This window comes from Desulfocicer niacini, assembly GCF_054657595.1.
The window spans coordinates 51,559-64,654 of sequence record NZ_BAAHYK010000026.1 but is presented as its reverse complement, the minus strand read 5'-3'; the positions used below and the strand labels follow the sequence as shown (position 1 = coordinate 64,654).

The 13,096-nt window shown below is 46.2% G+C and carries 7 protein-coding genes; 1 reads left to right on the top strand and 6 read right to left on the bottom strand.

Features of this window, described 5'->3' with window-relative positions:
- Positions 1-57: 57 nt before the first annotated feature.
- Positions 58-729 carry a TVP38/TMEM64 family protein gene (locus ACYQ2M_RS14940; RefSeq protein ID WP_459917163.1) on the bottom strand — a complete coding sequence of 224 codons (672 nt, stop codon included), beginning with the start codon at positions 727-729 and terminating at the stop codon, positions 58-60.
- Positions 730-749: 20 nt separating this feature from the next.
- Positions 750-3,092 (bottom strand): endonuclease/exonuclease/phosphatase family protein, encoded by a 2,343-nt coding sequence (locus tag ACYQ2M_RS14935; protein ID WP_459917162.1) that lies wholly within the window; start codon positions 3,090-3,092, stop codon positions 750-752.
- Between the two features lie 622 nt (positions 3,093-3,714).
- On the opposite strand from ACYQ2M_RS14935, the gene ACYQ2M_RS14930 reads away from it, so the two are divergent.
- Positions 3,715-5,367 (top strand): ABC1 kinase family protein, encoded by a 1,653-nt coding sequence (locus ACYQ2M_RS14930; protein WP_459917161.1) that lies wholly within the window; start codon positions 3,715-3,717, stop codon positions 5,365-5,367.
- 136 nt (positions 5,368-5,503) lie between these two features.
- Here the strand turns inward: ACYQ2M_RS14930 and ACYQ2M_RS14925 are convergent, their stop codons facing one another.
- The 4 genes from ACYQ2M_RS14925 to ACYQ2M_RS14910 all read right to left on the bottom strand — a co-directional run bounded on the left by ACYQ2M_RS14925 (position 5,504) and on the right by ACYQ2M_RS14910 (position 12,810).
- A complete protein-coding gene (locus tag ACYQ2M_RS14925) occupies positions 5,504-6,277 on the bottom strand; it encodes a TrkA C-terminal domain-containing protein (RefSeq protein WP_459917160.1) in 774 nt (257 codons plus the stop codon).
- A gap of 134 nt (positions 6,278-6,411) precedes the next feature.
- Complete coding sequence (locus ACYQ2M_RS14920; RefSeq protein WP_459917159.1) at positions 6,412-7,056, bottom strand: potassium channel family protein; 645 nt, start codon at positions 7,054-7,056, stop codon at positions 6,412-6,414.
- A gap of 1 nt (position 7,057) precedes the next feature.
- Positions 7,058-8,509 (bottom strand): TrkH family potassium uptake protein, encoded by a 1,452-nt coding sequence (locus ACYQ2M_RS14915; protein WP_459917158.1) that lies wholly within the window; start codon positions 8,507-8,509, stop codon positions 7,058-7,060.
- 182 nt (positions 8,510-8,691) lie between these two features.
- Positions 8,692-12,810, bottom strand: coding sequence for a chemotaxis protein CheB (locus ACYQ2M_RS14910; protein WP_459917157.1), 4,119 nt, complete (start codon positions 12,808-12,810; stop codon positions 8,692-8,694).
- Between the last annotated feature and the right edge of the window lie 286 nt (positions 12,811-13,096).

The window sequence follows — 13,096 nt, the reverse complement described above, 5'->3', positions numbered from 1 at the left end:
GAATGAAGGATGCTGGAGATTTCGGAGCAAAAATCAACGGCGACCATCTGGTCAGTTTTATTTTGAATAGTCTTCTTTTTTTTTCTTGTTGGTCAAAACTGCAGAAAAACGGTGGTAAAGGCTTATGATCCATCTCCTGGAAAGCATCATCACAATGTAAATTCCGAGCATGCCTGCAAGTAGTATCAGTGTGTAACGGGCAGCTGCAGCTCCCATCACCACAAACGGAATTCCCATAACAGCCTGTGGCAGCCATCCACAGATCAGAAATAATGGAAAAGAGAGCCCGGACATCGGCAGCAGGTAGTTTTTCAAAGTATAAGATAGCCCGGGAATGATCATGAATAAAAAAGAAAATTTAAAACGGTGCTTTTCCGGGATTTTTGGAACTGCCATAGATCGTGCTTCTGCCAGGTGTTCTATCCAGCCCTGAATGCGGGTACGCACCGCCCAATACGATACAACCAGGTGAAGCGGTGTGAAGACGATCATGATGATACTGCCGTTTAGGGCACCGAAACGGACCCCCAGTAGTATCAGCAGAGGCATGATAGGAAACCCGATCATGGGAAGCACGACATAAGCGGCAATCAGGCCAGCTGGATGGGTTTCCCCATTCAGCTGGCGCTGCCAGTATTCCTGAAACTGTTCACGGTAGACCAGAACCAGGAACGCCAGCAAAAGCAGTGCTGCGGCAGCAGCCGACCATTTCAAAAATTTCACATACATATCAGATCTCTTTTGTCCCATCATGCCAATCCTTTCCCACTGTCTGGATGGTTTACGTTTAAAGAGAGGCGGGTACAGACTGGGAGATGGTCCGAAACCCCACGAGCTTCATAGGATCTGGGAACCAGAACCGATTGTACTTTTAAATGATTGGAGACAAAAATATGGTCGATCCGCCGGATCGGATACCAGGAAAAAAAGGTAGCCCTGGGATATTTTTTTCCAGATACCTGGGTCTGCACATCCGTCAGCCGGGCAGCAACCTTTTTATACACAGCTGTGCCAGGGCCAGCATTCAGATCCCCACAAAGAATGACAGGCAACTGTCTGTCACTGTTTTTAACTGGCAGTATCTTTTTGAGAAGCGTCTCGGTCTGATGCAGACGATCCTTTGCATTGAGGCCCAGATGGGTGTTGATGACCTGTACCGGTCCCAGCGGAGTTCCAATCTCTGCCACTATGAGTCCGCGAGGCTCTTTGCTTCTTCTCCCGGAAAGATCGGAGAATCTGCTGCATTTGACATCAGACAGTGGAAATCGGCTTAAGATAGCAATGCCGTATCTGCCTTCGCTACGTTCCATCAGCGGATGAAAATGGTAGGTCATACCCAGACGGCTGGCAAGAAACGCTGCCTGGTGAAGATAATGAGTCCGTTTGCACTTAACATCCACCTCCTGAAGTGCCACAATATCCGGATCCATCTCTGAAAGCAAAGAGAGTGTCCGTTCCGGATGGAAGCGGCCGTTCATCCCTTTGCAGCTGTGAATGTTGAAACTGACGATCTGCAGTTCGTGCAATGGGGCTGGTGCAGATCTCACTGTTTTTGGATTATGCAGGTGTTTGAATTGGGTGAGAACCAGCTGTCTGAGATCTGAAGCACGGAACACAGGCAACTGATCCCGTATAATTTCAGAAGGGATAAGGAGAAAAGGATGAGTTTCGTTTTTACCAGGCCCCCCGTGCGCACCGTTTTCATTAGAGAATGAAAGCGGTGTATCATTGGCGCGCCATCCGGATATCACAAGATCGCCAGCATTTTTATGGCAGCTGATGTTTTCCAGATCTTCGATTACGCGGTCCGGATAGGGATGGTCTGTCCCTAGAATTCGATCTGCACCTTTTGCAAGCCGGAATGTGCCGTGGTTGTCGCACACCCAGGCTTCATTATTTTTTCTAAAAAAAACCAATGGGATACCGGCATCTGTCACCAGTTTTTCAGCAGCTTTTTCCAGATCTTTACTGGAGATCCGCATCGGCAGATAGACATGGCCTATCGGTCCCATTGTGGTGATGCGGATCTGACCCATCTGCTCCCGAGTATCAACTCCGACAGCCTGATCAGGGTCGAGCCTGTTTAAGAAAACGTTCCGAATGGCGTTTTTGACGCTCACACCGTGCACAATCTCATAATTGATGACCTTTTCCTGCCCATGATCTGAATAGATAATCATCCGGTAGGAACGGCATTGGGACGCCATGGCGCTTTTATGAATATCTCTGATGGCCTGGTCGATCCCTTTGAGGCTCCAGTGGGCAAAAGCAGAACTCGGTCCCCGCCTGTGGGCTTGTTCATCATATCCAAGAAAATTTGCACAAAGCAGCGGCACGCCGCGGGTGACATCCAGTTTCAGGCGGAACCGCACAAGCTCACGCAGAATAATACACACCACCACCCGGGCCGGAATAAAAGTGAATTCCTTGATTATATCCTGCTTGGCAAAGAGACCTCTGAAAAAATCGAAAACAGCCAGTCCGCATTCGATCAGGGCATAGCTGACAATTCTGAGAAGCATGTTGGCGTGCAGGAAAAAAAGAAGGATCAATTTCAAAGGATTTAGTGTGTCAAGAATAGAATTCAGATCCATGGTTTCACTGCAGTACCGCGCTTCTTCAGCTCCACCAGAAAAAAGTGTGGCATATGCATTTCCGCCGGTTAGAAGCGGTTCTCCCCGGTCCACCAGTTCCTGTGCCATCTGATTGGCGGATTCGGGTTTGTAACTGACATGGCGACGGTCTGTGCGCCGGTCGATAAACTCAAATGCCGGTACAAAAGATTTGACCCCATACATCAGCTCTGCCTGATAAGCCGGAGTCGAAGAAGGCAGACCAGAATACCCGGGCCGCAGGGTATGGGTATCTTCTTCCAGAAGTTTTTTTAAAAACGGCATGCGCCTGTTTTCAAGGGCAGTTTTAAACTGCTTCTGAGAAAGACCATCGATCTGGATCAGAATGAGCCCAATGGTGGCCGGATTATCCGAACAGATCGGCAGGTCCAGCAGGCGGGACAGCCAATGGCTGCGGGACAGCTTTTTTAAAAACCCCCTCCGGTCGGTACTGTGTTTATTCTCGGGAAGTGTCATCATCTATCTGTATTTCTCGAAACGATCACAATCAGATTACTCATATTCTGATATTTCCTTTTTAAAATATTTTATAAACAAACATAGCGGCTCACCGCCACAAGCGAAGTGATGAAAGTCCTGAAACAGGGGACTTTCATATAAAAAAAATGCACATCTATGAAAACTGCATTGATGATCACTATATGTATGTGGATCGCCAATGATATCGGTGTATACAATCTCGTCCTCCGTAAAGTCCATCTGATTCCTCCTTTATCAGTGTTGATTAGGACTGTGAGACTCATAACGCTATTTAATTATAAAATGCGGGGCACTGTATATACGGTAATCCCCCCATATCCGCATGCATACTCATGTATAAGCTCTTTTTCGGTTCAATTACTCACCATTCACACAATATCCAACAAATTGAAACAAATACTGTCAGATTCAAACAAATGCAATAAATGCGGAAAAAGTCAACAATATGTTGATGTTGAGTAAAAATACATACTTAAAAGCTTAATAATAAGGAAAAAACCTCATTTATCCCGTTCAATTATTCGAATAAGATCCAAAAAGGGTTGGAGTTGATTATATTCCGGTCAGTTTTGAACATTATAAAAATTAAGGAAAGTGAATAATGAAAACAATCGCCAACATATCCCGCATCTCTGAAATCGCCATGGTGCTCATTAAATACGGATTCGGGGATCTTCTGTTGCGGATGGATTTACCCATCAAGAACATAGGGAAAAAAATATCATCGGCCGTAGATCCGGACATCGATATTAATAAACGTATTCGTATGGCATTGGAAGAGCTTGGTCCCACTTTTGTTAAAATCGGCCAGATGTTAAGTATGCGGCCCGAATTGTTGCCCGCCCAGTTGATTGATGAGTTAAGCCATCTGCAGGATAACGTGGAACCGGTGCCATTTGAGGTGATTAAATCGGTTCTTGCAGATGAGTTTGATGAACCATTGGACAGCCTGTTTATCAATTATGAAACCGAGCCTGTGGCATCGGCATCCCTTTCTCAAGTTCATCGGGCAGTTCTGACAAAAAAGGGTGTGTCGGTGGCTGTAAAAGTCCAGCGGCCGGGCATTGCCGAAACTATTGAAGTCGATCTGGATATTCTGGCCATGGTTACTCAACAGGCCCATGACACTATTGATGCATTGAAGGTATATGATTTACCTGGTGTTGTAAAAGCCAACCGGCAGACGTTGCTAAGGGAAATCAATTTTATGCGGGAAGCCCGATATATCCAGGTGGCCCGGGCGAGGTTTGGCAATGATGGAACCATCTATATTCCTGCAGTATATTCAGATCACTCCACGGAAAAAGTACTGGTCACTGAATTTATTCAAGGTGAGAAAATCTCTTCTAAACTAAAGCTTTCGGATCTCCATCGGAAAAATTTGGCAAAAGCCGGGGTCAAATCTGCTGTGACTCAAATTTTGCAGCACGGGTTTTACCATGCAGATCCCCATCCGGGAAATATGCTGGTCACTGATGATTATCGACTCTGTCTGATGGATTGGGGGATGGTGGGGCGATTGACGGAGGGTGAAAGAGACGAACTCCTTTTCTTAGTTCAAGCCATAAACGACCGTGACACCCGTGAACTGGTAAATATGCTGCTGAACATAACGACGTTATTATCCGATACCATCAACCGGTCTCTTCTGGAAAAAGATTTAATGGAACTTATGGATGTGTATCTGTCAATCCCGTTGGAAGAGGTTCGGGTCAAGACCATGCTGGTGGATTTTGTGGAAGTGATCAGAAATCACCAATTAAGGCTTTCACCGGATCTCTCGATGGTTATCAAAGCTTTGATTACTGTTGAAGGAACCGCACGGATGCTCTTTCCGGAAATAGATGTCATGTCCGAGGCCGAACCCCATATCCGGGATCTTGTCGCCGAGCGGCATTCAGCCGGTCGCATCCGGCAGAGGCTTCAAAGTAACTTGTCAAGCATGTGGACATTACAGCAACATCTACCTGGGAGTCTATCGTCCATTGTCAAACAGGTAGAAAACGGAAGTTTGGCCATACAGTTTAAACACAAAAATCTCGAATCATTTCAAAAATTGCTTGAGAGCAGCTTCAACCTGTTGACACTGGGGATCATTCTTGGTGCCATGATTATTGGCTCCTCCATGATCATTACGACAGGCGTGAAGCCTTGGTTGTTCGGTTTCCCGGCTCTTGGAATGATCGGATATCTCATCGCCGCAGTGATTGGATTGTGGTTGATTATTATCATCATCCGCCGTCAAAATTACTGACATACTTGATTTTGTCGATTTTTTTGGAAGTCAAATTTAAAAAAACCGGATATCGAACTCTCTGCGCCAAAATGGCGAAAAAAATATAATGAGATTGTGGTTTCGTTTTAAGTATTTGATTAAAACAACTATTTTTTCAGGAGGATGCATTATCTACAATCTTCTCCTGTTCTGAAATCTCTTTTTTTTGTTCAAAAACGGCATAATGATGGTCGATATCTCCGGTTGCTCCCCGTTGGCGACGATCAAGATTTTCTATGGCTTCGATTCGACCGTACAATATCAGAGTATCTTTGGGCTCAAGCCGTCTATCCGGTGTAGGATTTCCAATATAGATTCCCTTCGGCTTTTTAATGCCCAGCAAATTGATCCCTTCATCACGCAGACGGGAATCCGACAGTTTCTTTCCGGCAATCCAGTCTTTTTCTTGAACATGGAGTTCCGCCAGACGATAATCTCCGGTAAGATGAAGCAAACTTGCATAATCGCGAACATCTAATTTTGTGTAACGTTTAAGCAGGTGTTCCACTATTCTATAAAGCTGTCTGTCAACCCATTGACTTGATGCAATGATCCATAACACAAGAATACCAGCTACGAGAATGATCACTTTCGGGGTCAGTGTGGTTGAGTCACTCTGTTTGACAAAGGTAAGAATCAGTGAGGAGATTGCAGCAACGATTCCCGCATTTCCGATTAATATCAGAATCATGACGATTTTACGTCTGACAGGATGATTGACCACCATTTCCGATTCATTCGTGGTGAAACCGGCTCCCGAAAAAGCGCTTCTGGCCTGAAATTTTGCGGATTCTCGGGTCAGACCAGTGTGGGTCAGTGCGATTGTGGCAATCCGGGTGATTAGTATTGATAAAAAGATAACCAACAATAAAGAGACAATAGCAATCAATGCGCCACCTCATCTAAAAATAAAACATTTTTGCATGTACCGACATCTTCATGGTGTTGTCCCAAACCTGTCGCAGTGTCAATCCTGGGGCACCTTAGGAAAGTAGATGTGCCCGGTTCAGGAGACGGTTCGGATCAATCAGGACTGTAACGTTTGGTCAGTTCTGGCAGTGTTTCAGTATTACAGAGAATAATAATTTCATCCCCCTTTTTGAAACGGGTTTTTCCATCCACGAAATGAGGCGTTTCATTACGATAGTAAAAAACAATTCCTGAGGATTTCGGTAGGTTGAGTTCATCAGCAGGGACAGTCTCATCCTTGCCCGCAATTAGAGTAAAAAAACGGGTCCCGAACTTTAAAATTGAGGATATGTCAATTTCATCCATTCCGTTGATCATATTTTCCAGTTGGTGGGAGGTTGCCTGAACTGGTATGATTATATCTTCGAGACCGATTTCCCGACACATCTGTTCCAGTTCAGGTTGTTCTATATTGGTCACAACCCGTTTGAAACCCAGGGACCGGCCGAGCAGGGAGGTGATAATATTTGTCTGGTCGTCATTACACAAGCAGAACAAAAAATCACAGGTTTTCGGATTGACCTCTTTGAGGATACCGGGGGTTGTCGCATCCCCGTGAAGGAAACTGCAGTCCATCTCCTCTGAAAGTTCGTCAATTTTGTTTTTATCTATTTCAATGATTATTATTTCATGATCCTTTATCAAAGCGCGGGCTGCGGTAACGGCCAGGGGGCCCGCCCCTGAAAATACTATTCTCATTTTATTCCTCCATTCTTCGTCCAATCCAAGTTCGAGGGGTCAATATCACAATCCAGGCAATTATCTCCACCCGTCCCATCAGCATATCTGCACATAATACTACTTTTAGGAAAGAGGGAAGATTCGGGCTTGTAATCCCAGTGGAAAGCCCGGCAGTACCGATGGCAGATGTCACTTCGAAAAGCGCATTTAGCGGATCATATCCCATTGCCACAAATGGCAGCAGGGAAAAGACTATTACAACTATATAAAGCAGGATAACGCTTAATGCACTTAAAAGCTCATCCGTGTTCAGTTGGCTTCCTCCCAAGCTGATATAGGAGACGGTGTGTTTAGATGTACCGGTTTTCAAGACTAAAAGTTTGAAAAGACGCATCAGAATCAACAGCCTGAGCATCTTCACTCCGCCTGCTGTGGAACCGAGGCAGCCACCCGAAAGCATGGAAAAAATAAATATGATTTTTGCACCGGGACCGGTCTGTGAAAGATCCATGGAAGAGAAGCCCGCTGTGGATTGGGCGGAAAGTCCATTGAATCCACCCTGGACCAGTGCCTCGAAAAATTGCATCCGGTTTTCGAACCAAAGAAAAAAAGTCAGCATCAATGTCGTTATCAAGCAGACAATTAGGAAGGCTTGAATCTGCTGGTCATGAAGCATAACCTGCCAGCTTTCCCGAAAAAGGCGTCGATAAAAGATAAACGAAATGCCCCCTGCTACAGAAAATATCAGAACCACCGCTTGGGGTGCAGTGCCCCCCAGGGCAAGTAGACTATTATCATAGGGGGCGAAGCCACCGGTGGAAACGGCCGCAAAGATATAGAGCAGGGCATCCCACCAGCCGGTACCAAGTGTCGCAAGCACAACGATGCCGCTAAAAGTCAAAATGCCGTATACCAGCAGAACATATTTGACATGTGAACGGGTGGTACCGATAAGATCTTCTTCGTAATCTCCCAAGTCTCCCAACCGCCTAGCGGCCTGGCCGGGTTCTATCATCACGGCCAGTGCCAGAATGACAATACCCAGCCCCCCGTACCACTGCATCCATGCTCGGGCAAACAAAAAGATTTCTGGCTTATCCTCAACCGTGGCCGCAACGCTTAGTCCAGTTGTGGTGACGGCCGAGACTGCTTCAAAAAAAGCATCCAAAAAACTCAACCCCGAGCCCATCATCGGGTAAGCCATGACAAGGGGGCTGAATAGAAATGCAAGCACCGTTACGGTCATAGCCTCGTTGGTCTGTATGCGCCTGGGAGCTGGTAACCGTGAAAGTCCTCCGCCAAAAGCCAGAAAAACGCCGGTTACAACCATGTATCTCATGCTGATGGGATAATCGCCAAAAAGCATGGAAACCGTGAGGGGAACCAGCGCCAGCGCTGCCAGCACAAGGTTGAGCTGGCCAAAATATTTTAAGACAACTGAAAAACGGACGCTGTAGAGCAGAGCTTGCATATTTTATTATGTTCCTTTGTAACTATTTCGAATGTCCTGCCTGAGATTATTTGTTTTCGACTTTTTACATGGGCATCAAGGGCTGATGTTATAAATTTTTTGCACGTCCCTAAATGTCTGAAAACGGACTGACATGCAAACACAAGACATCGTCCTTATCGCTTCTTTGTGCCTTTAGTATTCTAACAATCTTTTCGGATTTCATCCAGCAGTTCATCCGGTGCACCCCCTTTTAAAAGATATGCAGCAGCGCCGGCTGAAAGCATCGCTTCTGCAATATCATCCTCAGCATTAACCGATAATCCGATAATACAGATATGGGGCAAAATTGATGATATCTTTCGTGTTGCTTCGATACCATTCATTCCAGGCATATTGATATCCATAAGAATCACCTGGGGCTCCAGAGCTTTTGCTTTTTCAACCGCATCCGCACCATCTACGGCCTCCCCCGCCACAACGATATCTTTTTCATTTTCAAGAAGCGTTTTCAAACCTTCCCTGAAAATCGGATGATCATCAACAAGCAGGACGCTTATTTGGCAGTTATCTTTAGTTTTTAATTCGCGTTTCCTGCTGTCAGTCTTTTCACCGCTTTTACGCCCGTCTTTTAAATTGATCGGAAGAATGATATCCACACAGGTACCTTCAACCGGAGAAGACTGTATTTCCATCCGGCCGCCAATAAAGGCCATTCGCTGCTGAATACTGATCAGGCCGTACCCGCCACCGTTTACAAAACCATCTCCGGTCTCCTGAACTTCAAACCCGCACCCCTCATCACTTACCCGGATGATCAGAAAACTGTTTTCTTTGATATCGACCGACAGTCCGGCCCGGGTTTGTCCGGAATGTTTGACAACATTAAAAAGCAGTTCCTTAATGCTCTGGAAAATAAAAAAAGCCGTATCCTGATCAAAGAATCGCTGATCCGAATCCGGGATCGTGCAGGAAACTTCCAGACCGTGATTATCTTTGGAATTTTTGCACAGCCATTTCAGCGCCTTTAAAAGCCCGGCATCATAAAGAACCGGCGAAGCCAGGTTGAGGGTGACATCGCGGCAGGCCGCTGAGGCATCGTTCAATAATTGGAGAATTTGATCGATGGCTTGGGTATCCTCTTTGTCTGCTTTACGCGAATAGGTTTCCAGACGGAACCGGGCCGATGCAAGCAGCTGCTGAAGATTATCATGAAGTGTTGACGCCAGCTTTCGCTTTTCCCGCTGTTCTACCTGGGAAAGATCCATAGCCATTTTCTCAAGCAGCTTGTTTTTTTCTTCCAGCCTCCTGGTTCGTTGCGTAACCTTAAGTTCCAGGTCTTTGTTGATCCGTTTAAGCTGATCTTCTTTTTCTTCCAGATCCTTTTCATATTTCCTGCGAGTGGTCATGTCAATGGCCATGCCCACAATCATTCGTCTGCCGTCTCTGAGCCTTCCCAGAGGGGCGGAATGAAAATGCCAGATCCGTTCCACACCTGCTTTGGTCATGACGGCAAATTCGCCCTCATCAATCTGTTTTTCAGCCGCTAAAACATGCTGAATATGTTCCTTCACTTTGGTATCCTTGTCACCATACGCTTTTTGGGTCCATTGGGAGATGGTCTTGAGCTCTTCCGCTTCATAGCCGGTAATTTCCGTCCAGGTACGGCTGACCAGAAGGATCTGTTCATCTTCAGCAAACAATATGATCGGCAAAGGAGCCAGAAGTATGGCCTTGCGCAGCTGATCCTCCTTGGCTTTGATCTCCTCAAGATCCTTTCGGCGCTGGGTAAAATCAACAAAGGTCAGGACAACCCCCGCAATCCGGTCATCCTGGGTTCGGTAGGGAAGCACGCGACGTATATACCACTGATTTTCGTGCTTCATGGAAATTTCGCGTTCTATGGGAATCAGATCTTTGAGTACCTTCTGTATATCCTCAATCAGATCAGGATCATGAAACCGTTGAACAATATGCATAATCTGCCTGCCGGTATCCGAGCCCACAAGATGCATGACTTGAGTTGCCGCAGGGGTAAATCGTTTTATGCGAAATTCTCGGTCAAGGAAAATGGTCGGTATGTGTGTACTGGACAGAAGATTGGCCATATCATCATTGGCCTCTTCTAGCTCTGATACCTTTTCTTGAAGTTCATTATTGACCGTCGTCAATTCTTCATTCAGAGACTGGAGCTCCTCCTTGCTGGTCTCCATCTCTTCATTCGTTGACTGGAGTTCTTCATTCATGCTCATGACCTCTTCATTGGAAGCCTTGAGTTCTTCATTGGATGTCTCCATTTCTTCAACTGTGGACTGGAGCTCTTCTCTGGCAATCTGAAGTTCGTCTTCCAGCTGCTGAATGTCAGTATCCTCTGATCCATCCTTTTTAGAATCGGGTTTGGGTGAAACAATATCTGTCTCATGTGTTGTTCCGGTGGTAAACGTGACCAGAATCAGGCCCTTTGCCTCAGGGGGCGTGGATGGAAGAATGGCCTCTATAGTTACATATTCCCGAGTCCCGTCCGGATGAGTGAACAAGCTGCGATCAATGGAATGGGGGGGGTGTGTTTCAATTACTTTCTGAAGCAGCCACCGGGTTTGGGTGCGAAGACTTGGGATCAGTTGTTCAAGAATATTCCGGGTTGGTTCTCCTTCGGGCTGCTTTAGAAACTTGCTTGTATCCCCCTGATAGAAAAGGATTTCCAGATTTCTGTCAACCAAAACAGCAGGCGGGGCATAGTGTTTTACCAGTGCATCACAGGTGATACTGGCTGGAGTTAGAACCCGTTCCCGGCGGGCTGGACCGGCCTTTCCTTCATTATAGCGGTCTTTGAATGTCCTGAAAACCGGAAGTTCAAGATCGTGGGGACGTACACCGCCAATTCTTTGATAAATCCGCCAGGTTTTTGAAACCGGTGAAAACAGATCTTTCTGGCTGCCGATGGTCTCAGCATTCCCGAGAAATAGATACCCGTCGTCTTTAAGAGCAAAATGAAACAGACGAATTACTTTCAACTGGGTGGCCGCTTTAAGATAGATCAATAAATTCCTGCAGATGATCAGATCCTGATTGGAAAACGGCGGATCGTTGATCAGGGACTGTGGCGCGAACACCACAGATTCTCTCAGCTGTTTTTTTACAACAAAAAACCCTTCTTCTTTTGTAAAAAACCGATCAAGCCGCTCTTCTGAGACCTGGGCAGCTATGCTTTCCGGATAGCGGCCGTTTCGGGCGATCTGAAATGCATCCTTATCAATGTCCGTTCCGAAAATCTGAATACCGCATCTTTTTTCACTGTTATCCAGTGCTTCATGAAGAAGCATAGCGATGCTGTAAGCTTCTTCACCACTGGCGCATCCCGGGGTCCAGACCCGAACCGGATGGTTTCCGTTGCAGCGATCGATCAGTTTTGGAATTACTTTTTTTTTCAGGATATCCCAGGCCGCCGGTTCGCGAAAAAAGGCAGTCACATTAATTAACAGGTCTTTAAAAAGCTCTTCATTCTCCTGCTGGGAGTTTCTTAACAGCTCAATATAGTCTCCGGCCTTTCCGATATGATTCAGTGACATGCGCCGCTGGATCCGGCGACCCAGAGTATTTTTCTTGTAATGTTTAAATTCATGGCCAGTCTTTGCATACAGCAGGTTCAGGATCTCCTCGAGCAGGAAGTCATTTTCAGGGGCAGGCTCAGAAGGGCCTTTGTTCACCCCGTTTACATAAGGATGCTTGGCATACTCCAATAGAAGTGCAGGCATCTGTTCAGGGGACAGGATGCGGTCTACAGAACCTGTATTGATGGCACTTCTGGGCATGCCGTCATGCTGGGCGGTATCCGGGTCCTGAACAATTGCAAGTCCGCCGCTGGCCTTAACCTCCCGGAGCCCCATGGTGCCGTCAGATCCGGTTCCAGACAATACAATACAGATGGCTTTTTCAACCAGATTTTCTGCCAGCGTTTTAAAAAAATAATCAATTGCCATTCTCATTCCCCGGCTTTCAGGCGGATCGGAGAGCACCAGGTGGTGATCTTCAAATCCCAGATATTTCCCGGGAGGAATAATATATACCGTATTATTTTCCACCGCTGTCTGTTTTTTAACCTGCATCACCTTCAGGCCTGTATGGCGGGAAAGTAAATCCGGCATCATGCTTTCATGGTTGGGATCAAGATGCTGGATCAAAACAAATGCCATATTCGGATTATCGGGCAGGCCGGAAAAAAATTTCTGAAAAGCCTCCAACCCTCCGGCAGAAGCGCCGATGCCTACAATAAGAAAAGAAACGTCTTTTTTATGATCGGTGGAATCGTTATCTGCTGTCATGGGTGAATCCTCTATATCTCATAAAGAATCTATGGTTATTAATCTGTCCTTTTGAAAAATTTTACCTACTATATATCAGGTGCTTTAAATGTGTCAATTCAACTTTCGGTGTTGATTGATTCAGGAGGGGGCACCGTGCACCAGCCTCGCAAGACTGGCGGTTCGTGAACTTGCCGTGGCAAGGCTTGCAGAAGGGCTTGCCCTTGGGATCACTAATTGACTCACTCCTTATGGTTGTTTTTTTTTAAATCGGCCAACCAGCCAGAGTGTCAGAAAGTTGAGCATA